Annotated in this window: 22 protein-coding genes; 12 read left to right on the top strand and 10 right to left on the bottom strand. The window is 72.1% G+C overall.

The window, feature by feature from the left end; translation table 11 throughout:
• Positions 1 to 260: 260 nt before the first annotated feature.
• The 4 genes from pepN to OHT01_RS29260 form a co-directional block, all read right to left on the bottom strand.
• The gene (gene pepN / locus OHT01_RS29275; protein ID WP_328556104.1) at positions 261 to 2753 is read right to left on the bottom strand and encodes an aminopeptidase N; all 2493 of its coding nucleotides are present in this window, start codon (positions 2751 to 2753) and stop codon (positions 261 to 263) included.
• Positions 2754 to 2838: 85 nt separating this feature from the next.
• A complete protein-coding gene (locus tag OHT01_RS29270; protein WP_328556103.1) occupies positions 2839 to 3450 on the bottom strand; it encodes a response regulator in 612 nt (203 codons plus the stop codon).
• Between the two features lie 193 nt (positions 3451 to 3643).
• Positions 3644 to 3988: a chorismate mutase gene (locus tag OHT01_RS29265; protein WP_328556102.1), complete on the bottom strand. Its 345-nt coding sequence runs from the start codon at positions 3986 to 3988 to the stop codon at positions 3644 to 3646.
• Positions 3989 to 4401: 413 nt separating this feature from the next.
• Positions 4402 to 5184 carry a S1 family peptidase gene (locus tag OHT01_RS29260; protein WP_328556101.1) on the bottom strand — a complete coding sequence of 261 codons (783 nt, stop codon included), beginning with the start codon at positions 5182 to 5184 and terminating at the stop codon, positions 4402 to 4404.
• A 229-nt stretch (positions 5185 to 5413) separates the two neighbouring features.
• Between OHT01_RS29260 and OHT01_RS29255 the strand changes: the two genes are divergently transcribed.
• Together OHT01_RS29255 and OHT01_RS29250 are read left to right on the top strand one after the other, a co-directional pair.
• Positions 5414 to 6307: a hypothetical protein gene (locus OHT01_RS29255; protein ID WP_328556100.1), complete on the top strand. Its 894-nt coding sequence runs from the start codon at positions 5414 to 5416 to the stop codon at positions 6305 to 6307.
• Positions 6308 to 6469: 162 nt separating this feature from the next.
• Entirely contained in the window at positions 6470 to 7216 is a 747-nt protein-coding gene (locus OHT01_RS29250; protein ID WP_328556099.1) for an ankyrin repeat domain-containing protein, read from the top strand.
• Between the two features lie 265 nt (positions 7217 to 7481).
• Here OHT01_RS29250 and OHT01_RS29245 read toward each other — a convergent pair whose 3' ends face one another.
• A complete protein-coding gene (locus OHT01_RS29245; RefSeq protein ID WP_328556098.1) occupies positions 7482 to 8396 on the bottom strand; it encodes an SDR family oxidoreductase in 915 nt (304 codons plus the stop codon).
• Positions 8393 to 9187, bottom strand: a complete 795-nt coding sequence (locus OHT01_RS29240; protein ID WP_328556097.1) for an SDR family oxidoreductase — start codon at positions 9185 to 9187, stop codon at positions 8393 to 8395. Before OHT01_RS29240 ends, OHT01_RS29245 begins: the two co-directional genes overlap by 4 nt.
• 82 nt (positions 9188 to 9269) lie before the next feature.
• Between OHT01_RS29240 and OHT01_RS29235 the strand changes: the two genes are divergently transcribed.
• From OHT01_RS29235 to OHT01_RS29210, 6 genes are read left to right on the top strand one after another with little or no spacing between them, the layout of a single operon-like run.
• Positions 9270 to 10022, top strand: coding sequence for an enoyl-CoA hydratase family protein (locus tag OHT01_RS29235; protein ID WP_328556096.1), 753 nt, complete (start codon positions 9270 to 9272; stop codon positions 10020 to 10022).
• On the top strand, positions 10019 to 10885 hold the full coding sequence (locus tag OHT01_RS29230; RefSeq protein WP_328556095.1) for a CoA transferase subunit A: 867 nt from the start codon (positions 10019 to 10021) through the stop codon (positions 10883 to 10885). Before OHT01_RS29235 ends, OHT01_RS29230 begins: the two co-directional genes overlap by 4 nt.
• Positions 10882 to 11685 (top strand): CoA-transferase subunit beta, encoded by an 804-nt coding sequence (locus OHT01_RS29225; protein ID WP_328556094.1) that lies wholly within the window; start codon positions 10882 to 10884, stop codon positions 11683 to 11685. The genes OHT01_RS29230 and OHT01_RS29225 overlap by 4 nt, the downstream gene beginning before the upstream one ends.
• On the top strand, positions 11685 to 12821 hold the full coding sequence (locus OHT01_RS29220) for an NAD(P)H-dependent flavin oxidoreductase (RefSeq protein ID WP_328556093.1): 1137 nt from the start codon (positions 11685 to 11687) through the stop codon (positions 12819 to 12821). Before OHT01_RS29225 ends, OHT01_RS29220 begins: the two co-directional genes overlap by 1 nt.
• Entirely contained in the window at positions 12763 to 13023 is a 261-nt protein-coding gene (locus OHT01_RS29215) for a type II toxin-antitoxin system Phd/YefM family antitoxin (protein WP_328556092.1), read from the top strand. Before OHT01_RS29220 ends, OHT01_RS29215 begins: the two co-directional genes overlap by 59 nt.
• Entirely contained in the window at positions 13020 to 13289 is a 270-nt protein-coding gene (locus OHT01_RS29210; RefSeq protein ID WP_328556091.1) for a type II toxin-antitoxin system RelE family toxin, read from the top strand. Before OHT01_RS29215 ends, OHT01_RS29210 begins: the two co-directional genes overlap by 4 nt.
• A gap of 82 nt (positions 13290 to 13371) precedes the next feature.
• Here OHT01_RS29210 and OHT01_RS29205 read toward each other — a convergent pair whose 3' ends face one another.
• From OHT01_RS29205 to OHT01_RS29195, 3 genes are read right to left on the bottom strand one after another with little or no spacing between them, the layout of a single operon-like run.
• Positions 13372 to 14529, bottom strand: a complete 1158-nt coding sequence (locus OHT01_RS29205) for an acetyl-CoA C-acetyltransferase (protein WP_328556090.1) — start codon at positions 14527 to 14529, stop codon at positions 13372 to 13374.
• Positions 14530 to 14570: 41 nt separating this feature from the next.
• Positions 14571 to 15188, bottom strand: a complete 618-nt coding sequence (locus OHT01_RS29200) for a TetR/AcrR family transcriptional regulator (RefSeq protein ID WP_328556089.1) — start codon at positions 15186 to 15188, stop codon at positions 14571 to 14573.
• A 15-nt stretch (positions 15189 to 15203) separates the two neighbouring features.
• Complete coding sequence (locus OHT01_RS29195) at positions 15204 to 15995, bottom strand: SDR family oxidoreductase (RefSeq protein ID WP_328556088.1); 792 nt, start codon at positions 15993 to 15995, stop codon at positions 15204 to 15206.
• 94 nt (positions 15996 to 16089) lie between these two features.
• Here OHT01_RS29195 and OHT01_RS29190 point away from each other — a divergent pair, with 94 nt between their 5' ends.
• Positions 16090 to 17235 (top strand): acyl-CoA dehydrogenase family protein, encoded by a 1146-nt coding sequence (locus tag OHT01_RS29190; protein WP_328556087.1) that lies wholly within the window; start codon positions 16090 to 16092, stop codon positions 17233 to 17235.
• Positions 17235 to 18233: an acyl-CoA dehydrogenase family protein gene (locus tag OHT01_RS29185; protein WP_328556086.1), complete on the top strand. Its 999-nt coding sequence runs from the start codon at positions 17235 to 17237 to the stop codon at positions 18231 to 18233. Before OHT01_RS29190 ends, OHT01_RS29185 begins: the two co-directional genes overlap by 1 nt.
• Here the strand turns inward: OHT01_RS29185 and qcrB are convergent.
• Positions 18208 to 19881, bottom strand: a complete 1674-nt coding sequence (gene qcrB / locus OHT01_RS29180) for a cytochrome bc1 complex cytochrome b subunit (RefSeq protein WP_443043461.1) — start codon at positions 19879 to 19881, stop codon at positions 18208 to 18210. The genes OHT01_RS29185 and qcrB overlap by 26 nt on opposite strands.
• A 348-nt stretch (positions 19882 to 20229) precedes the next feature.
• Here qcrB and OHT01_RS29175 point away from each other — a divergent pair, with 348 nt between their 5' ends.
• Together OHT01_RS29175 and OHT01_RS29170 are read left to right on the top strand one after the other, a co-directional pair.
• The gene (locus OHT01_RS29175) at positions 20230 to 21150 is read left to right on the top strand and encodes a rhomboid family intramembrane serine protease (protein WP_328556084.1); all 921 of its coding nucleotides are present in this window, start codon (positions 20230 to 20232) and stop codon (positions 21148 to 21150) included.
• A gap of 134 nt (positions 21151 to 21284) precedes the next feature.
• Complete coding sequence (locus OHT01_RS29170; RefSeq protein WP_328556083.1) at positions 21285 to 22184, top strand: chitosanase; 900 nt, start codon at positions 21285 to 21287, stop codon at positions 22182 to 22184.
• Positions 22185 to 22271 lie beyond the last annotated feature (87 nt).

The raw sequence follows: 22271 nt of genomic DNA, 5'->3' as shown, positions 1-22271 counted from the left end.
TGGACGCGCGGCGGGGTCCTTCCCGGCGTGGACGGGTTTTGGGCAGGTGTTCCCGCCAAGGACAACGATTCGGTGCCGTTGGGGGTACTGCCGTACGGAGGAAATGTGCGGGAGGGATGGGGCCATCGGGGCGTCTTCGTACGGTCGTTCGGGGTGGATCGGCTTGGACGGCGGCGCACGCGAACGCCGGTGAGACGGGGTATCGGTCTCACCGGCGTCGGTGGAGCTGGGTCCGGGGCGGAACCCTGGGGCGGAGTGCCCTAGGCCTGCCTCACCCGCAAGGCCCGTGCGAGGTCGTCGAGTTGGTCGGTGAGTTTGCGGCGCAGGGCCGGGATGGGGTCGGCGTCGCGCAGGCAGTTCTCGCCGAGGGCGAGGGTCTCGGGGGTGACGGCGCTGGCGGGGAAGGCCCAGCGGCCGGCGGCTTCGGCGATGGCGGGGCCGCGTCGTGCGGCGACGGCCACGGCGTCGGCCCAGAAGCGCTCGACGTAGTCGCGGACGAGGTCGGTCTGTTCGGGTTGCCAGAAGCCCTGGGCGGTGGCGGTGAACAGGTAGTTGGAGAGGTCGTCGGAGGCGAACATGGCCTCCCAGGCGGCGCGTTTGGCTTCCGGGTCGGGCAGGGCGGCGCGGCAGCGGGCGGCGCCCTCCTGGCCGGTGGCGCTGGGGTCCTGGACGAGTTCGGCGTCGATCACGGCGTCGTCGACGGCGCCGAGGACGGCGAGCCGGCCGAGGATGCGCCAGCGCAGTTCGGGGTCGAGTTCGGGGCCGCCGGGGACGGTGCCCTCGGAGAACCAGGCGCTGATGGTGTCGGGGTGGGCGGCGACGTCGATGAGGTGGCGTACGGCGGTGAGGCGCAGGCCGGGCTGGGAGCCGTCCTCGGTGCGGCGGATGAGGTCGCGGCACAGGTCGGTGAGGGTGGCGAGGGCGGTGGGGCGCTGCTCGGGGCGGAGGTAGCGGTCGGCGACATGGGCGGTCGCGAAGGAGAGGATGCCCTGGACGAGGGCGAGGTCGGTCTCGCGGGGCAGGTGGGTGCGGGCGGCCTCGATGTAGGCCATGGCGGGCAGTTCGCCGTCGCGTACGGCGTCGCGCAGGGCGTTCCAGACGACGGCCCGGGTGAGGGGGTCGGGGAGGCCGGATAGAGCGGCTCGTACGGTCCGGAAGGAGGTGGGGTCGAAGCGGACCTTGGCGTAGCTGAGGTCGCCGTCGTTGAGGAGGAGCAGGTCGGGGCGGCGGCCGGGGCGGGGCGTCACGGATTCGCTCTGGGGGACGTCGAGTTCGAAGCGGTCGCGGGCGGTCAGCCTGTTGTCCTCGCCGGGGACGGTGTCGTAGGCGCCGACGGTGATGCGGTGGGGGCGGCTGCCCTCGTGGTCGACGGTGAGGTGCCAGTGGCCGTCGGCTTCGGTGACGGCGGGCCTGAGGGTGTCGACGCCGGTGGTGCGCAGCCAGGCGTCGGCCCAGGCGTGTACGTCGCGTTCGGTGGCGGAGGCGAGGTTGTCGATGAAGTCGGCGAGGGTGGCGTTGGCGAACTTGTGGCGGGCGAAGTGGGTGTTGATGCCGGCGAGGAAGTCCTTCTCGCCGAGCCAGGCCACGAGTTGGCGCAGGGCCGAGGCGCCCTTGGCGTAGGAGATGCCGTCGAAGTTGAGCATTGCGGACGCGGTGTCGGGGACGGCGTCCGGGTCGGGGGCGACGGGGTGGGTGGAGGGGCGCTGGTCCGCGTCGTAGCCCCAGGACTTGCGGGCGACGCCGAAGTCGACCCAGGTGTCGGTGAAGCGGGTGGCTTCGGTGAGGGTCTGGTAGCCCATGTACTCGGCGAAGGACTCGTTGAGCCAGATGTCGTCCCACCAGCGCAGGGTGACGAGGTCGCCGAACCACATGTGGGCCATTTCGTGGGCGATGACCATGGCGCGGGTCTGCCGCTCGGTGTCGGTGACGGCGGAGCGGTAGATGAAGTCGTCGCGGAAGGTGACGAGTCCGGGGTTCTCCATGGCGCCGGCGTTGAATTCGGGGACGAACGCCTGGTCGTAGGAGTCGAAGGGGTAGGGCTCGTCGAACTTCTCGTGGTAGCGGTCGTAGCAGGCGCGGGTGATGTCGAGGATCTCCTCGGCGTCGGCGTCCAGGTACGGGGCGAGGGAGCGGCGGCAGTGGAGGCCGAAGGGGAGGCCGCGGTGCTCGGTGCGTACGGAGTGCCAGGGTCCGGCCGCGACGGCGACGAGGTAGGTGGAGATCAGGGGGGTGGGGGCGGCTTTCCAGAGGCCGCCGCCGAGGTGTTCGGTGACGCTGTTGGCGAGGACGGTCCAGCCTTCGGGTGCGGTGAGGGAGAGTTCGAAGACGGACTTGAGGTCGGGCTGGTCGAAGGCGGCGAAGACGCGCTGGACGTCTTCCATGAAGAGCTGGGTGTAGAGGTAGGTCGCGCCGTCGGTGGGATCGGTGAAGCGGTGCATGCCCTCCCCGGTGCGGGAGTAGCGCATGGTGGCGTCGACGCGCAGTTCGTGCTCGCCGGCGGTGAGGCCCTCGAGGGGCAGCCGGTTCTCGTCGAGGGTGCCCGGGTCGAGGGGCCGGCCGTCGAGGGTCACGGAGCGCAGTTCGGCGGGCTTCAGCTCGACGAAGGTGTCCGCGTCGGCGCGGGCGGTGAACCGGATGACGGTCAGGGAGCCGAAGGTCTCGTCCCCTCCGGTCAGATCGAGTTCGATCCCGTAGTGGTGGACGTCGAGGAGCTTGGCACGGGTCTGCGCTTCGTCGCGCGTCAGTACGGACATGAGGACATGCTGCCCGATGCCGCTGACAGGACACAGGGGTGGTCCGCTATATGCGTTTTGCCGCCGTCCGGTCACGGGCCGGGGGTCAGTGGTATTCCTGGGTCCCGCTGGGCTCGTGGGGTTCGCGTGGGTCCTTTCCGGGCTCCCGTCGGTCCTCACCCGGCTCGGGCGGGCCCTCCCGCGGTGGGCGTGGGTCCGGTTCGGGGCGGCGGCGGCCGGGGACGCGTCCGTCGGGGTGGGCGAGGGCGGGGTCCGGGGCGCGTTCCTTGACGAGGGCGCGCAGTTCGCGCAGCTCCGCTTCGAGGGCGTGGTGGCGGCGCTGGGCCTCGTACAGGTAGCGGACCTTGGTGCGCAGGGCCCAGGGGTCGACCGGCTTCATCAGGAGGTCGGCGACGCCGAGGGCGAAGGCGTTGGCGGTGAGCGCGGCGTCCGGGCCGAAGCCGGTGAGCAGGATGACGGGGATGTGCTGGGTCTGTTCCAGGCCCCGCAGGTAGCGGACCACGTCGAGGCCGCCGACGCCGGGCATGCGTACGTCGAGGAGGAGCAGGGCGACCTGGCCGCGCAGGACTTCTTTGAGCGCCTCGTCGCCGCCGGTGGCCCGCACGACCCGGTGGCCGAGCGGGGCCAGGACGTTCTCCAGGGCGTACAGGGTGTCCTCGTGGTCGTCGACGATGAGGATCTTGGCATCCGACGGCATGGCCCGGCGTCCCCTCGTTTGGGCATACCAGCTTATGCCCGTACGGTCGCGCGACGCGGGCCCGTGGCGATGGCTGAGTTGTTCGCCGGCGAGTACGGGCGTGGCGTGCTCGGCGGCGTCCACGGGCGTTGCGGGTGGGGCAGGAACTGTGCGGCAGTGCACAGCGCAGGATGCCCGCTGCGGACCCCTGGTGTCACTCCCCCGGGTGGGCCGTGGCGGTGCCCGCGTCGTCCGCGATGCGCTCGTGGTGCCGGATGACCTCGGCGATGATGAAATTCAGCAGTTTTTCGGCGAAGGCCGGATCCAGCTTCGCGTTCTCGGCGAGGCGGCGGAGCCGGGCGATCTGGTGCGCCTCGCGGGAGGGGTCGGCGGGCGGGAGCTGGTGGGCGGCTTTGAGGTGGCCGACCTGCTGGGTGCACTTGAAGCGCTCGGCGAGCATGTGGACGACGGCGGCGTCGATGTTGTCGATGCTGTCGCGCAGCCGGGCGAGTTCGGCGCCGACGGCGGGATCGACTTCCTGGGGCTTGCTGGTGCTCATGACGTCCAAGCGTACGTGGCCCGCGGGAGCCCGATCATGGGCGGCTCGGCCCGGCGGGCGACGGTGCCGTCCGAGTGGTGAACTGGCGGGAACGCGCGCCCGGTTCACCCCTTGTGAGCGGTGGAGGGGTGGCGGCTACGGCCGCGGGTCGGTGCGCGCCCGCGGAAGTGCGCGTCCTGGCGCCCGCTCCATTGGCCTGGGCCGCCCGCGCATTCCCGGGAGGACCGTCCGCGTCGGCCGGCCGGGTGCCGCGTGCGGACGCCCGCGACCGGGGGTCGCGGGCGCCGCTGATGCCGGTGCGGTACCCGTGCCAGTACCAAGTGCCCGTACTGGCACGGGTGCCGGTGGTGGTGGTGGTGCGATCGGTGGGCCATGAGTCCGTGACCCCGCCGGCCTGGGACCGGCGGGTCGGGTCACAGGCCGGCGGCGGCCCGCGCTATGTCGGCGGCGAAGGTCGAGACCTCGCTGTACACGCCGGGGTACCCGGGTTCCGCGCAGCCCTGGCCCCAGCTGACGATCCCGACCTGGAGGTAGGCGCCCGTGTCGTCCTTGCGGAACATGGGGCCGCCGGAGTCTCCCTGGCAGGTGTCGACGCCGCCCTGGGTGACGAATCCGGCGCAGATCTCGTCGCTGGGGACGAGGTCGCTGCCGTACGCCTGCTGACAGGTGGCGTCGTCGACGAAGGGGACGGTGGCCTTGAGCAGGTAGCGCTGCTGTCCGCCGCCTTCGCGGGTGGCGCCCCAGCCGGCGATGGTGAAGTTCCCGTTGTTGTAGGCGGTGTTGGTGGCGAGCTTCAGGGTGGGCTGCTCGATGGGTTTGGCGAGTTTGATGAGGGCCCAGTCCTTGCCCTTGCCGTTGTAGCCGGGGGCCTGGAGCACCTTCGTCGACTTGACCTTGACGGCGGCCGAGCTCTGCAGGTCCACGACGCCGGCGGTGGCGGTGATGGAGGTGTTGTTGCCCGAGCCGTTCACGCAGTGAGCGGCGGTCAGGACGATGCTCTTGGTGTAGAGGGCTCCGCCGCAGCCCATGGAGAGGCGGACCATGAACGGGAACTCGCCCTGGGCGGCACGTGTCCCGCCGACGACGGGTTCGGGCGCGGCGTGCGCGGTCAGTGGCTGCAGGGACACGGCGGCGAGCGCGACCGCGCCGACGGCGAGCAGTCTTCTGAGGACGCCGGGCTTCTTGAGAGACTTCAACGTGCTTCCTTTCGTGGGGGGTTGTCCGCATGGCAGGCACACAGGAACCGCTTCATGGCATGGACCTGCCAAGCTGGTGGGGATTATGGGGACCGGCCGCCGTACCGGGCAAGAGCGGCATTCCGGCCAGTTGCCGCCGGGCCCGACCCGCTCCCCGCCTCCGCTCCCCCGCCACCGGGAGGAACCCCGTTTACAGTGGAGAGGAGTTCCGGCTTCTGGGGGTGCGGGCGTGGCGAACGGCGGACCCGTCCAGCACGGTTTCCCGCATCTGGACACGGTGCGGGCGTCGATCACCGCTCTCTACAAGCGGCTCTCGTACGACACGATCCACACCTTCGCGACCAGCGTGGCCCCGGCCGACGTGGCCTTCGCCGACATCGACGACCTGCATCTGGGCGCTCAGCGCGTGGCCCGCGAGATGGTGCGGCACTACCGGCTGCCGGACGCCCGGATGATCGTCGGCTTCCGCGAGATGACCCATGCGGCGCACGTCGAACTCGCCGCGGGGCCCGAGTACTTCATCGAACTGAACGACCGCTTCCGCACCCACCGCAGGGACATCGGCGCCGCCCTCGCCCACGAGGTGATGCACGTCTATCTGCACCGCCTCGACCTCTCGTTCCCCGGCACCCGCGACGACGAGATCCTCACCGACACGGCGGCGGCCTATCTCGGCGCGGGCTGGCTCCTCCTCGACGCCTACCGCGAGGACAGCGCGTCCTCGCAGAAGCTCGGCTATCTGACCCCCGAGGAGTTCGGCTACGTCCTCGCCAAGCGCGCCACGGTCTTCGGCGAGGACCCCTCGGTGTGGTTCACCAGCCCGCAGGCGTACACCGCGTACACCAAGGGCATGGCACAGGCCCGCAGCGACGAGGAGCAGCCTCCGCTGACCGCGGCGGGCTGGGCGGGCCGCCGCCGCTACGCCAGGGACCGCCGCCACGCGCAGGACCACCGCGCCCCCGACCACTCCGGTGTCGCCTACACCTTCGCGCCCGACGGCCGCGGCCCGCTGCGCGTCTCCTTCCCGTGCCCGACCTGCCACCAGCGCATCAGGGTGCCGGTACGCGGCCGGGTCCGGGCGCGGTGCGGGCTGTGCCGGACGGTGCTGGAGTGCGACACGTAGACGATGCCGGAGCGCGGGAGGCCGACGGTGGCGGAGTGCCCGCACCGGGGGCGGGCCGTGTGCGGGCCGAGGAGGCGAGGACTACCGACGCGTGGGCGGAGGTGAGGCAGAACACCCCGAAAGCCTTTGCCTCGCGCGTCCCCGGCGAGTGAGGGTCGAAGGATGAGCGCGAACGACCCCACCGCACGGCTCTTCCCCGCCCTGTACGAGGGGGACGAGGACGCGGTCGTACGGCTGCTGCGCGCCGGGGTGAGCGCCGAGGCGGTCGACGAGGACGGCCAGAGCGCCTTGTACGTCGCGGCGGTGAGTGACCGGCCCGGCATCGTCCGGCTGCTGCTGGCCACGGGTGCCGACCCCGACCGCCTCAGCCTGGGCACGGACGCTCCCCTGTGCGGTGCGGCCTGCGGTGGTCATACGGAGGTGGTCCGCGCCCTGCTCGCGGCCGGGGCGAACCCGGACACCGTGGAGGCGTTCGGTTTCACCGCGCTGACCTGGGCGCTGCGGCGGGGGCACACCGCGGTGACGCGGGCGCTCCTCGCGGCGGGCGCGGACCCGGACCGGCCGGGACCGGCGGGCGAGCCCCCGCTGGTGACGGCCGCGCACCGGGGTTCCACCGGCTGTGTGCGGGATCTGCTCGCGCACGGGGCGGGCGCGCGGGGCGAGGCGCTGGCGGAGGCCCGCCGCCTGCTCGGTGTGGGCGTCGAGACCGAGCTCCTCGCGGGTCTCGCCCGCGCGCACGGCCCCGGCCACCCCTCGGTCACCCACCGCCGTCCGTCCCCCGAGGGCGTGACGGTCGAGGTCCAGCTCCTCGACGTCCAGGGACGGCCCTTCGCGGGCGACGACCTCCAGACCGGCCACGCGGAGATCGTCACCGTGCTGAAGGCGAGTACGACACGCCCCCGGCGCTGAACGTCCGGCGGGCCAGGCGCGGTACGGCCGCACGCGCACCATTTCCTGGACGGATGCGCCGGACCCTCGCCGGGGGCCGCCGGCCGTCCAGAAGTCCCCGCCTCCGTCCACGCGGAGGGCGTCGCCCCACGCGGAGCCACCACCTCCGTCCCTGGCAAGACGGCCGCCAGCCGTCCAAGAGGCCCGCCCCGGCCGAGAGCGCCTGCCGCGGAGGAGACCCCGCCGCCGAGCCGACCGGGGACCCGGGCGGGACACGCCGGGCGTCCTAGCGCGCGCCGTACACCGCCCCCGGGGTCTCCGCCTCCGTGAGGAGTCTGCGGGCCGTCTCGCCCGCTTGCGCCGGGGTCCAGCGGGCCCCCTTGTCGGCGCTCGGGCCCGGCCGCCAGCCCTCCATCACCGTGATCCGGCCGCCCTCGGTCTCGAAGACGCGGCCGGTGACCCCGGCGCTCGCGGCCGATCCGAGCCAGACGACGAGCGGCGAGACATTGCCGGGGGCCATCGCGTCGAATCCGCTTCCCGGGGCGGACATGGTGTCGGCGAAGGTCCGCTCGGTCATCCGGGTGCGGGCGGCCGGGGCGATGGCGTTGACCTGGACGCCGTACCGTCCCAGTTCGGCCGCCGCGACCAGCGTCAGAGCGACGATGCCTGCTTTGGCGGCGCTGTAGTTGCCCTGCCCGGCCGACCCCAGCAGGCCTGCCCCGCTGCTGGTGTTGACGACCCTGGCGTCGGGCGCGCGGCCCGCCTTCGCCTCCGCCCGCCAGTGTGCCGCGGCCTGTCTGAGCGGCAGGAAGTGTCCCTTCAGGTGGACCCGCATCACCGCGTCCCAGTCGTCCTCGTCGAGGTTGACGAGCGTCCGGTCGCGCAGGAACCCGGCGTTGTTGACGAGCGTGTCGAGTCGCCCGTACGCCTCCAGGGCGGTGCGGACCAGGGACGCGGCGCCCTCGGTCGTCGCGATGTCCCCGCCGTGGGCCACCGCCTCACCGCCCGCCGCGGAGATCTCCTCGGCCACCCGCCGGGCCGGGCTGTCGGGTCCGGGGGTGCCGTCGAGGCCGACGCCGAGGTCGTTCACCACGAGCCGGGCGCCCTCTGCGGCGTACGCCAGCGCGTGCGCCCGGCCGAGCCCGCGGCCCGCGCCCGTGACGATCACGACCCGCCCCTCACACAGCGATCGTGCGCTCATCCCACTTCTCCCTGCTGGTCCTTGTTGGCGGTGGCGGCGTCGAGGAAGGCGGGCCGTTCGCCGCCTCCGTGGACGAGGATCGAGGCGCCGCTGATGTACGCGGCGGCGTCCGAGGCGAGGAAGACTGCGGCGGCACCGATGTCGGACGGCCGGGCGAGGCGGCCCAGCGGGACGGTGCGGGCGACGGCGGCGACGCCGTCCTCGCCGCCGTAGTGCAGATGGGCCAGTTCGGTGCGGACCATGCCGACGACCAGGGTGTTGACCCGGATCTCGGGCGCCCACTCGACGGCCATGGAACGCGCCAGGCTCTCCAGTCCGGCCTTGGCCGCGCCGTAGGCCGCTGAACCGGGCGAGGGCCGCGACCCGCTCACGCTGCCGATCATCACGATCGAGCCGCGGGCCCGCCTGAGGTGTTCGTACGCGGCGATCGACGCGGTGAGCGGGGCGGTGAGGTTGAGCTCGATGACCCGGGCGTGCCGCTCGGCGTCGGCCTCGGCGAGGGGCCGGTAGGGGGCGCCGCCCGCGTTGTTGACCAGGACGTCGAGCCGGGGCAGGGAATCGAAGAAGGTCTGCACGGCGGCCGGGTCGCGCAGGTCGACGGGGACGAAGTCGGCCTGTTCGAACGGGACTTCGGGGGGCCGTCGGGCGCAGATCACGACGTGCGCGCCCGCCTGCGTGAAGGCCCGTGCGATGCCTGCCCCGACGCCTCGGGTGCCTCCGGTGACGACGACGGTCCGGCCGCCGAGGTCCGCGGCGGCGGCTCCGCAATCCAGGGTGTCCGGGTTGTCCACAGGGCCTCCCGCGCGGCCGCGATCGCTGCTAGCTTCGCATCACACCTAACAAACGTTTGGTGGAAAGGTAGCTGATGTGCCCATGGGTGTCTCCACCTCGTCCCCGGAAAAGGGGATTTCCGTCGTCACGGTCGACTTCCCGCCGGTGAACGCGCTGCCGGTGCGGGGCTGGTTCGACCTGGCCGACGCCGTGCGCGCGGCGGGCAGCGACCCCGGGGTCCGCTGTGTCGTCCTGAGATCCGAGGGGCGCGGCTTCAACGCGGGCGTCGACATCAAGGAGATGCAGCGCGACACCACCGGTCACGGCGCGCTGATCGGCGCCAACCGCGGCTGCGCGGAGGCCTTCGCGGCGGTGTACGAGTGCGAGGTGCCCGTGGTCGCGGCGGTGCACGGCTTCTGCCTGGGCGGCGGCATAGGACTGGTGGGGAACGCGGACGCGATCGTGGCGAGCGAGGACGCCACCTTCGGCCTGCCCGAGCTGGACCGCGGCGCGCTCGGCGCGGCCACGCATCTGGCCCGTCTCGTCCCCCAGCATCTGATGCGGGCCCTGTACTACACCTCGCGCACGGCGACGGCGGCCGAGCTGCACACGCACGGCTCGGTGTGGCGGGTCGTACCGCGGGCGGAACTGCGGGCCGCCGCGCTGGAGCTGGCGCGCGAGATAGCGGCCAAGGACGGACACCTCATCCGGCTCGCCAAGGCCGCCATCAACGGCATCGACCCCGTCGACGTGCGCCGCAGCTACCGATTCGAGCAGGGCTTCACCTTCGAGGCCAATCTCGCGGGCGTGGCCGACCGCGTCCGCGACACCTTCGGCAAGGAGGGACCCCGGTGAGCGACAAGACCATGTCGGCGCGGGACGTCGTCGGCAGGCTGGAGAGCGGGATGACCCTCGGCATCGGCGGCTGGGGCTCGCGCCGCAAGCCGATGGCCCTGGTGAGAGCGCTGCTCCGCTCCGAGATCACCGATCTCACCGTCGTCGCGTACGGCGGCCCGGACGTCGGCCTGCTCGCCGCCGCGGGACGGATCCGCTCCCTGGTCACCGCCTTCGCGACGCTCGACTCCATCCCGCTGGAACCGCACTACCGCGCGGCCCGCGAACGCGGCGCCTTCGAGCTGACGGAGGTGGACGAGGCGATGTTCATGTGGGGGCTGCACGCGGCGGCGAACCGGCTGCCGTTCCTGCCGGTGCGCGCCGGGCTCGGCTCGGACGTGATGCGGGTCAACCCGGGCCTGCGGACGGTCACTTCGCCGTATCCCGACGCGGCCACCGGGGTGCGGGAGGAACTCGTCGCGATGCCCGCCCTGCGGCTGGACGCGGCGCTGGTCCACATGAACCGGGCGGACCGCCTGGGCAACGGCCAGTACCTGGGCCCCGACCCGTACTTCGACGATCTGTTCTGCGAGGCCGCGGACACGGCGTACGTCTCCTGCGAGCGGATCGTCGACACGGCGGAGCTGACCAAGGAGGCCGCGCCGCAGACCCTGCTGCTCCAGCGGTCGTCCGTGACGGGCGTGGTGGAGGCGCCGAACGGCGCGCACTTCACGTCGTGCGTCCCTGACTACGGGCGGGACGAGGCCTTCCAGCAGATGTACGCGGCCACGCCCTACGCCGCGTTCGCCGAGCGGTTCCTCGGCGGCGACGAACCCGCCTATCAGAGCGCCGTCCAGGCCTGGCGGAAGGAGCGGGACCAGTGAGCGCCGGCCGAGCCGAATACTGCGTGATCGCCTGTGCCGAGGCGTGGCGGGACGACGGCGAGGTGCTCGCCAGCCCCATGGGCCTGATCCCCTCCATCGGCGCCCGGCTGGCCCGGCACACCTTCTCGCCCGATCTGCTGCTGACCGACGGCGAGGCGCTGCTCGTCGGCCCGGACGGCACGCCGGAGGGCTGGCTGCCGTACCGCAGACATCTGACCGCGGTGACCGGCGGGCGGCGGCACGTGATGATGGGCGCGAGCCAGATCGACCGCTTCGGGAACCAGAACATCTCCTGCGTCGGCGACTGGTCCCGGCCCCGGCGCCAGCTCCTCGGCGTTCGTGGGGCCCCGGTCAACACCCTGAACAATCCGACCAGTTACTGGATCCCGAAGCACTCCCCGCGTGTCTTCGTGGAGCGGGTCGACATGGTGTGCGGGGTGGGGTACGACCGGGCCGCCGCCGCGGGTCCGAGCGCGACCCGCTTCCATCGGCTGCCCCGGGTGGTGACCGACCTCGCCGTCCTCGACTTCGCCACGCCCGACCATGCGATGCGGCTGGTGTCCGTGCATCCGGGTGTGACCGCCGAGCAGGTCGGGGAGGCGACCGGGTTCGAGCTGGTGATCCCGGACGAGGTGCCGTTCACCCGCGAACCGACGGCGCGGGAGCTGGAGTTGATCCGCACGGTGCTCGACCCGAAGGGCCTGCGGAACAGGGAGGTGCCCGATCCGGAGCGCGCCGCGCGGGACCGGGGCACACCCGGCAGGGGCGTCCCCGGTGGTCCGGGCGGGGGCGGGCGCTGATGGAGACCGCGCTGACGGCGCTCGTCGGTGTCCGGCACCCCATCGTGCAGACCGGTATGGGCTGGGTGGCGGGGCCCCGTCTGGTCTCGGCGACGGCGAACGCGGGCGCGCTGGGCATCCTGGCCTCCGCGACGATGACACTCGACCAGCTCCGCGACGCGGTGCGGGAGGTCAGGTCCCGTACGGACCGGCCCTTCGGTGTGAATCTGCGCGCCGACGCCGGGGACGCCGGCGACCGGGTGCGGATCATCGTGGAGGAGGGTGTGCGCGTCGCGTCGTTCGCGCTCGCGCCCTCCCGTGAGCTGATCGCCTCGCTGAAGGCGGCGGGCGTGGTCGTCGTGCCGTCCGTCGGTGCCCGGCGGCACGCCGAGAAGGTGGCGGCCTGGGGTGCCGACGCGGTGATCGTGCAGGGCGGGGAGGGCGGCGGGCACACCGGGGAGGTGGCGACGAGCGTGCTGCTGCCGCAGGTGGTGGACGCCGTGGACATCCCGGTGGTGGCGGCGGGTGGCTTCTTCGACGGGCGGGGGCTGGTGGCGGCGCTGGCCTACGGCGCGTCGGGCATCGCGATGGGCACGCGTTTCCTGCTGACCTCCGACTCGACCGTCCCCGACGCGGTGAAGGCGAGGTATCTGGCGGCGACGGTGAAGGACGTCACCGTGACGAGGGCCGTCGACGGGCTGCCGCACCGGATGCTGCGCAGTGACCTGGTCGACGCGCTGGAGCGGGCAGGCCGTACCAGGGCACTCGTCCAGGCCGTGCGCCGGGCGGCCGGGTTCCGGCGGATATCCGGCTTGTCCTGGTCCCGGGTGATCCGCGACGGCCTCGCCATGAAGCACGGCAAGGACCTGTCCTGGAGCCAGGTCCTGCTCGCCGCCAACACCCCGATGCTCCTCAAGTCGTCGATGGTGGACGGCCGGACGGACCTGGGGGTGATGGCGTCGGGCCAGGTCGCGGGGGTCATCGAGGATCTCCCGTCGTGCGCGGAACTGGTCGAGCGGGTGATGGCGGAGGCGGGGGCCGCTCTCCGCAGTCTTCCGGCGGATCCTTTGTGTACACAGTCCGGTGTACACTCACGCCATGACCGAGACGCTGAGCATCCGCGAGGCCCGTGCGCGACTGGCCGAGATCCTGAGTAACGCCGAGGTCGGCGAAGTCACGGTGATCACCCGCAAAGGCGAACGAGTCGGTGCCGTCGTGCCGATAGCGGTTCTGGACGCCGTCGAGGAGGCAGCCGACCAGATGCTCGCGCGAGAAGCAGCCGCGCATCTCGACGAGCCCACAGTCTCCATGGCCGACCTTCTGGCCGACCTGTTCAGTGATGACCAGGGCGCCGCATGAAGTATGCATTCAGGTTCACCGTCACCGCCCAGCGACAGCTTCGCGATCTCGACCGGACCAGCGCCATGCGCATTCTCACCGCCCTGACGCGCCTGGGCGACGACCCTTACCGTGAAGATGCGGACGTCAAGAAGCTCGCGGGGCATGAGGGTCTGTACCGGCTGCGTGTCGGGGATTTCCGTGTCGCCTACCGGATCGACAACGGCCGGCTGATCATCCTTGTGGTCAAGGTCGGCAATCGTCGCGACGTGTACCGCTCTCTCTGAGCGCCGGTCCTCACGCGGGCGCTCTCCTGCGAGGGGCGCCCGCAGGAGAGCCGTCGGCGCCCCTCGGTGATCGTGTGGGTCGTCAGAGCCGTTCGATGATCGTCACGTTCGCCTGGCCGCCGCCCTCGCACATCGTCTGGAGGCCGAAGCGGCCGCCCGTGCGCTCCAGTTCGTGCAGCAGGGTCGTCATGAGGCGTACGCCCGTGGCGCCGAGCGGGTGCCCGAGGGCGATCGCGCCGCCGTTGACGTTGACCTTCTCCGGGTCGGCGCCGGTCTCCTTGAGCCAGGCGAGGACGACGGGGGCGAACGCCTCGTTGATCTCGACGAGATCGAGGTCGCCGATGGACATGCCGGTCTTCTTCAGGGCGTACGCGGTGGCCGGGATGGGGGCCGAGAGCATCCGGATGGGGTCCTCGCCGCGCACGGAGAGGTGGTGCACGCGGGCGCGGGGGGTCAGGCCGTGTTCGCGGACCGCCCGCTCGGAGGCGAGCAGCATCGCGGCGGCGCCGTCGGAGACCTGGGAGGAGCAGGCGGCGGTGATGGTGCCGCCCTCGACGACCGGGTTCAGGGCCGCCATCTTCTCCAGGGTGGTGTCCCGGCGGGGACCCTCGTCGGCCGTGACGTCGCCGTGGGCGACGCTCTCGCGGGCGAAGCGGCCCTCGTCGAGGGCGCGGATCGCCCGCTGGTGGGAGCGGAGGGCGAACTCCTCCTGGTCGCGGCGGCTGATGCCCCATTTGGCGGCGATGAGTTCGGCGCCGTGGAACTGGTTGACGGGACGGTCGCCGTAGCGGGCGTGCCAGCCCTCGCTGCCCGCGAAGGGGCCCTCGGTGAGGCCGAGTGGTTCGGCGGCCCGGCGGGAGGCGAAGGCGATGGGGATCTGGCTCATGTTCTGCACGCCGCCGGCGACGACCAGGTCCTGCGTGCCGGACAGGACGCCCTGGGCGGCGAAGTGCACGGCCTGCTGGGAGGACCCGCACTGCCGGTCGACGGTGACCCCCGGGACCTCCTCCGGCAGCCCGGCCGCCAGCCAGCTCGTGCGGGCGATGTCCCCGGCCTGCGGCCCGACCGTGTCCAGGCAGCCGAAGACGACGTCCTCGACGGCCGCCGGGTCCACGCCGGACCGTTCGACCAGGGCGTTGAGCACGTGCGCGCCGAGGTCGGCCGGGTGGACGGCGCTCAGTCCTCCCCGGCGCCGCCCGACGGGCGTGCGGACCGCTTCGACGATGTAGGCCTCTGCCATGACGACTCCCTTGCGGACGTGGGTGGTTCGCGGCTGTTCGCTTACGGCTCCTCGCGGACGGAGATGCCGTCGAGCACCATCGACAGGTACTGCCGGGCGATCTCCTCCGGGCTGTGCTGCCCGCCGGGCCGGTACCAGGAGGCGGCGACCCACACGGTGTCGCGCACGAACCGGTAGGTGAGCCGGATGTCGAGGTCGGCGCGGAAGACCTGGGCGTCCACTCCGCGTTCCAGCGTGCTCAGCCACGCCTTCTCGAAGTTGCGCTGGGATTCGGCGAGGAAGGCGAAGCGCTGCTGTGCGGCGAGGTGCCGGGCCTCCTTCTGGTAGATCGCGACGGCCGCTCGGTGCCGGTCGATCTCCCGGAAGGACTCGGTGACCAGGGCCTCCAGGGTTTCCCGGGGGCCGAGTCCGGCGTCCAGGACGGTGTCGTAGCCGTCCCAGAGCTCGTCGAGGAAGGTCCGCAGGATCTCCTCCAGCATCGATTCCTTGGAGTCGAAGTGGTAGTAGAGACTGCCCGCGAGCATCCCGGCCTCGTCCGCGATCTTGCGTACGGTGGTGGCGTTGTAGCCCTGTTCGGCGAACACCTCGGCGGCGGTGCCGAGCAGTTCGCGGCGGCGCTCCGGGGTGGCGGTCACCTGGGGCTTCTTCTTGGTAGGCACACGGTCATTCTCGTCCTAGGCGTGCTGGCTGCTCACGGACACGACCTCGCCGGTCAGATACGAGGAGTAGCCGGAGGCGAGGAACACGATCACGTTGGCCACCTCCCAGGGTTCGGCGTACCGGCCGAAGGCCTCGCGGGCGGTGAGTTCCTCCAGCAGTTCGGGAGTGGTGACCTTCACCAGGTGCGGGTGCATGGCGAGGCTGGGCGAGACGGCGTTGACGCGCACCCCGTAGGCGGCGGCCTCGATCGCGGCGCAGCGGGTGAGCGCCATGACGCCCGCCTTCGCGGCGGCGTAGTGGGCCTGTCCGGACTGGGCGCGCCAGCCGACGACGGAGGCGTTGTTGACGACGACTCCGCCCTCGCCGCGCTCCTTGAGCCGGCGCAGTGCCGCGCGGGTGCAGCGGAACGTGCCGTTCAGGGTCACGTCGAGGACCTTGGACCACTGCTCGTCGGTCATGTCGACCAGGGGTGAGGTTCCGCCGAGGCCCGCGTTGTTGACGACGACGTCCAGTCGGCCGTGGAGGGCGGCGGCGGTGTCGAAGAGTGCCTGGACCTGGTCCTCGGCGGTGACGTCGCAGGGCAGCGCGGCCACCTGGCCGGGGCCGAACTCGGCGGCCAGGCTCTCGGCGGTCTCCTTGAGCCGGCGGGGGTGCGCGTCGCTGATCAGGACGCGGGCGCCCTCCTCCAGGAACCTGCGTGCCGTGGCCCCGCCGATGCCGGCGCCCGCCGCGGCGGTGATGACGGCGGTGCGGCCCTTCAGCAGCCCGTGCCCGGACACGTACGCCGGACTCTCGACGTCGCTCATGCTCCCAAGCTAACCTACCAAACACTTGTTAGGGAAGCTCCGTCACTCCCGGAGCCAGCCGCCGTCCGGAGCCCGCCGCCGAAAGGTGCCGACGATGGATCTCACCCGCTCCCCCGCCGACGAGGCGTTCCGCGCCGAGGCCCGCGCCTGGCTCGTCGCCCATGTCCCGGCGGTTCCCCTGCCCTCCTTGGAGACCGCGGAGGGCTTCGCCGCGCACCGCGGGTGGGAGGCCGAACTGGCGGCGGACCGCTGGTCGGTGGTGTCCTGGCCGTCGGCGTACGGCGGCCGGGACGCGGACCTGATGCGCTGGCTGGCCTTCGAGGAGGAGTACCACGCTGCGGGCGCGCCCGGCCGGGTCGGGCAGAACGGCGTCAGCCTCCTCGCGCCGACCCTCTTCGACCACGGCACCCCCGAGCAGCGCGCGCGGGTGCTGCCGCCGATGGCGACGGGCGAGGTGGTCTGGGCGCAGGCGTGGTCCGAGCCCGAGGCCGGTTCGGACCTGGCCTCGCTGACCTCGCGGGCCGTGCGCGCGGACGGCGGCTGGCGGTTGAGCGGACAGAAGACCTGGTCGTCGCGGGCCGCGTTCGCCGACCGCGCGTTCGGCCTGTTCCGCAGCGAGCCGGGGCCGGCGAAGCCCCAACAGGGCCTGACGTATCTGATGTTCGACCTGCTCGCTCCGGGCGTCACGGTCCGGCCCATCGGGCGCCTGGACGGCAAGCCGGCCTTCGCGGAGCTGTTCCTGGACGAGGTCTTCGTCCCCGACGAGGACGTGATCGGGGAACCGGGGCAGGGCTGGCGCGTGGCGATGTCGACGGCGGGCAACGAACGCGGCCTGACGCTGCGTTCACCGGGCCGCTTCCTGGCCGCCGCGGACCGGCTTGCCGCGTTGTGGCGCACCCACGGCGACCCGTCCGACACGGCGCTGCGCGACAGGGTGGCCGACGCGGTGATCGGCGCTCGCGCCTACCAGTTGTTCACGTACGCCAATGCCTCCCGGTTCCTGGAAGGGGAGCGCATCGGGCCGGAGTCCAGCCTGAACAAGGTGTTCTGGTCGGAGCTGGACATCGCGCTGCACGAGACGGCGCTCGATCTGCTGGGCACCGAGGGCGAGTCGGCGGACACCGAGTGGTCCGAGGGGTATGTCTTCTCGCTCGCGGGCCCGATCTACGCGGGCACCAACGAGATCCAGCGCGACATCGTCGCCGAGCGGCTGCTCGGCCTTCCGAAGGGCCGCCGCTGATGCGCTTCCTCCTCGACACCGAGCAGCGCGCCTTCGCCACCTCCCTGGACGCGATGCTGAGGTCCGCGGACACGCCGTCGGCGGTACGGGCGTGGGCGGGCGGCGACCACGGTCCCGGCCGGGCGCTGTGGTCGCGGCTCGCCGACGCGGGGGTCTTCGCGCTGGCCGTCCCGGAGGGGTACGAGGGGGTGGGCCCGCTGCCCGTCGAACTGGCGGTCGCGTTCGTCGAGTTGGGGCGGCACGCGGTTCCGGGTCCGGTGGTGGAGACGGTCGCGGCGGCCGTTCTGCTGGGCGAGCTGGACGCGTCGGGCGAGCCGGGCCCGGCCGAGCGGCTGCTGCCGGGGCTGGCCTCGGGCAAGGGCGTCGCCACGCTCGTCCGGGCGGGCGGGTACGCGCTGGACGCGGACGCGGCGACGGTACTGCTCGCGGTGGACGGCGACGCTCTGCGGCTCGCGCCCGGCCACGGCCCCGTGCGCGCGTCCACGGACCCGGCCCGGCGGCTCGCCCGGCCGGAGACGGGCGGCGAACTCCTGGCCGCAGGACCGCTGGTCACCCGCGCCGCGGACCGGGCCCTGGCCTGGGCCCGGCTCGCCACCGCCGCCCAGGCCCTCGGGGTCGGCCTCGCGCTCCTCGACCGGACCGTCGAATACGCCAGGCGGCGCACGCAGTTCGGTGTTCCCATCGGCTCGTTCCAGGCGGTCAAGCACCGGCTCGCGGACGCCATGATCGCCCTGGAGTTCGTGCGCCCGCTGCTGTTCGGGGCCGCGCTGTCGATGGCACCGGGGGACGTGGCCGCCGCGAAGGTCACGGCGGGCGAGGCCGGGTACGCCATGGCCCGGACGGCGTTGCAGCTGCACGGCGCGATCGGTTACACGGCCGAGTACGACCTGTCGCTCTGGTTCACCAGGGCCCGTGCCCTGCGGACGGCCTGGGGCACCCCGGCCGAGTGCAGGGCCGAGGCGCTGGCCGGTCTCAGTGGTGCTCGTCCCCGCTCGTGAGCTCCCGGTACTCCTCGGCTGTCGGCTTCGGGATCCGGGTGCCGGGCCCGTACAGGGCGCGGGCCAGCCGGGCGCGCAGCCTGCGGGCCGGGCCGATCCGGCGGGCCACGCCGTTCGCGTCGACGAGCGGGCCGACCTCGTAGGGCGGCGCCTGTTCGTGCTGGGTGAGGGTGAACCGCTGTGCCGGGGTGAGGGGTTCGTGGACCTCGACGTACTCGCCGTGCGGCAGCATCTTGATCAGACCCGACTCGCGGCCGTGCAACACCTTGTCCCGGTCGGCGCGTTGCAGCCCCAGACAGACCCGCTTCGTGACGACGTAGGCGAGTGCGGGTCCGGCGAAGACGGCGACGCGGACGAACCAGGTGATCGCGTTGATCGACAGATGGAAATGGGTGGCCCACAGGTCGTTGCCGCCACCGACCAGCAGGACGGCGTACAGCGTCAGCCAGGCGACGCCGAGCGCGGTGCGGGTGGGCACGTTGCGCGGCCGGTCCAGGATGTGGTGCTCGCGCCGGTCCCCGGTGACCCATGCCTCGATGAACGGGTAGACCGCGATGGCGGTCATGATGAGCGGGAAGAGCGAGAACGGGATGAAGACGCCCAACTGGAGTGTGTGGCCGAAGGCGTTGATCTCCCATCCCGGCATCACCCGGATCAGGCCTTCGGAGAAGCCGAGGTACCAGTCGGGCTGGGCGCCGGTGGTCACGAGGTCGGGACGGTAGGGCCCGAAGGCCCACACGGGGTTGACGGTGGCGATCGCCCCCATGATCGCCAGGACCCCGAAGACCAGGAAGAAGAAGCCGCCGGCCTTGGCCATGTAGACCGGCATGAACGGCATGCCGACGACCGACTTCTGGTCGCGTCCGGGCCCCGGGTACTGCGTGTGCTTGTGGTGGAAGACCAGGATCAGATGGGCGACGACCAGTCCCAGCATGATGCCCGGCAGCAGCAGCACATGGACGGGGAAGAACCTCGGGATGATGTCGTGCCCCGGGAACTCCCCGCCGAACAGGAAGAAGGAGATGTACGTCCCCACGACCGGGATCGACAGGATGGCGCCCTGGGCGAAGCGGACGCCGGTGCCGGAGAGCAGGTCGTCGGGGAGCGAATAGCCGGTCAGGCCGGTGATGAGGCCGAGCATCAGCAGGGTCCAGCCGAACAGCCAGTTGACCTCGCGCGGCTTGCGGAACGCGCCGGTGAAGAACACCCGCATCATGTGGACGAGCATCCCGGCGAGGAAGACGAGCGCCGCCCAGTGGTGGATCTGCCGGATCAGCAGTCCGCCGCGCACGTCGAAGCTGATGTGGAGCGTGGACTCGTACGCCCGCGTCATGGTGATGCCGCTCAGCGGGACGTACGAGCCGTGGTAGACGACCTCGACGCCGCTCGGTTCGAAGAACAGGGTGAGATAGACACCGGTGAGGATCAGGACGAGGAAGCTGTAGAGGCAGACCTCGCCCAGCATGAACGACCAGTGGTCCGGAAACACCTTGCGCATATTGGCCTTGGCCAGCGAGTACACGCCCAGCCGTCCGTCGGCCCAGTCGGCGAGCCGCTCGCCCTTGCCGGTCTCCGCCGCCCGGCGGGCCCGGGTGGTCCCCGTACCGCCGGACTCCTGTGAAGTCCCGGTCCCGGGAGCTCCGTTCACCGGCGCTCCGGTCCTCCGGCCGGAGCCGGTCTCTCGTGCTCCCATACGCCGCTCCCCTCGGCCCCCCAGGGTGGCACGCCGCCCGGCCGAAGCCAACGGGGCGTCAGGGGCGGGGATTCGGGGCGTCCGGGGCCTGTGACGCGACGGCTTCCGGCCGTACGGGCTCCCGTCGCGCGCGGTGCGAGATCCCCGGGATCACGCCGGGCCACCGGCGGGCCGGCTCGCGGTTCCGGCCGGGCCCGCCCTCGACCCTGCCGTTCCCCGCCGGGCGCCGTGTCGCTATTTTGATCTTCGCCGTCCCCACCGGCTCACCGTTGCCTTTCACCCGTGCGTTCCGAGGAGCCGGCTGTGGAGTCCGAGTCCGCCGTCACCACCTGTTACCGCCACCCCAAGGTGGAGTCGCATGTGCGCTGCACCCGCTGCGACCGCTACATATGCCCGAGCTGCATGCGCGAGGCGGCCGTCGGCCACCAGTGCGTGGAGTGCGTGAAGGAGGGCGCCAGGTCCGTCCGGCGGGCCCGCACGGCCTTCGGGGGCCGGATCTCCACGGTGCCGGCGGTGACGTACGCCCTCATCGGCCTCAATCTGCTGGCCTATCTGGCCGAGTTGCTGCGCTCGTCGGTGGTGGACCGGTTCGAGATGCTCGGCGCGGGTCTGGTGGACGGGGACGGGGTCCACTACTTCTGGGACGCCGCGCACTCCCCCGAGTACCACGCGGAGGGCCTGGTCGACGGGGAGTGGTACCGGCTGCTGACCGGCGCGTTCCTGCATCTGCCGCCCACCGAGGGCACCTTCGGGATCGCTCACATCGTGATGAACATGTTCGCGCTGTGGAACATCGGCCGGACCGTCGAGGCCCAGCTCGGCCGGGTCCGCTATCTGGCGCTGTATCTGCTGTCGGCGCTCGGCGGCTCGGTGCTCGTGCTGCTCATCGCACCGAACGAGCCCACGCTCGGCGCGTCGGGCGCGATCTTCGGCATCGGTGCCGCGTACTACGTGATGGCGCGCCGGCTCGGCGTGGACATGCGCGGCGTCAACCGCTTCATGGGCGGCCTGCTGATCTGGCTGCTGATCTCGGCGGGGCTCACGTCCTGGCAGGGCCACCTGGGGGGTCTGCTGGCGGGCGGTGCCGTGACGGCCGCCTTCGCGTACGCTCCCCGCGGCCGTTGGCGGGCACCGGTCCAGGCGGCGGTGTGCGTGGGGCTTCTCGCCGGTCTGGTGGTCCTCGCGGTGCTGAAGGTGTCGGCGCTGAGAACCGGCGCGGTGTAGCGGCGGTTCTCACGACCTGAGCCGAGGACCCGTGTCCTGCCCGAATCCCCGCCCGAATGGCACAGACGTGCTGTACCCGTACGTCACCTCGGCCGGGGTCCTTACGCACAGCGTTCCTGCGTACCCTGTGCGTCATGAAACGTGCGGGTTGTCTGTTGATCGCCGTCGCCCCCGTGCTGGTGACGGCGACGGTCTACCTCGCCACGCCCGAGCACACGGCCACCGCCGACGCCAAGAACCCGGCGTCCGCTTCGAGGAAGGCCCCCGCGAAGGAGTCGGCCGAGGCCGGGCGGAAGACCGACAGCGAGATCGTCGCCGACGCGCCGCCCGGTCTGGCCGCCCCGGACAAGAAGGAGCTGGCCCAGGAGATCGTGGCGAGTGCCGAGAACTCCACGCTGAAGTGGCACGAGGCGTACGCCTACGTCGAGGACATCGGTGACGGCCAGGGCTACACGGCGGGCATCATCGGCTTCTGCACCGGCACCCACGACCTGCTCACCCTGGTCGAGCGTTACACCGAGGAGCACCCGGACAACGGGCTCGCCCGCTTCCTCCCGGCCCTGCGCAAGGTCGACGGCACGGACTCCCACGAGGGACTGGACCCGGGCTTCCCCGCGGCCTGGCGCCACGAGTCCGGCCTCGCCGCGTTCCGCGCGGCCCAGGACCACGAACGCGACAGCGTCTACTTCGACCCCGCCGTCCGGCTCGCCAAGCTCGACGGGCTCGGCACGCTCGGCCAGTTCATCTACTACGACGCCATGGTGATGCACGGTCCCGGCACCAGCGCCGACGGCTTCTACGGTCTGCGCGAACGCGCCCTGCGCGAGGCGAACCCGCCGTCCGAGGGAGGCGACGAGAAGGCGTACCTCGACATCTTCCTGGACATCCGCCGCGCGGCCATGAAGTCCAGGAACTCCTGGCACGACACCACCCGCATCGACACGGCCCAGCGCCGGTTCCTCTACGACGGGAACCTCGACCTGCACACCCCGCTGTGGTGGAAGGTGTACGGCGAGACGTACCACGTGCCGTAGGCGGGAACAGCCCGCGGGCATGCGGCGGCGCCTGCCAGGTCGTCCGGTCGGGGACAGTGAGGCAGGCGCCGTCTCGTGTTCCGCACG

It is taken from the genome of Streptomyces sp. NBC_00358 (genome assembly GCF_036099295.1).
Taxonomy (GTDB): domain Bacteria; phylum Actinomycetota; class Actinomycetes; order Streptomycetales; family Streptomycetaceae; genus Streptomyces.
This window is presented reverse-complemented; position numbering and strand designations above follow the sequence as displayed.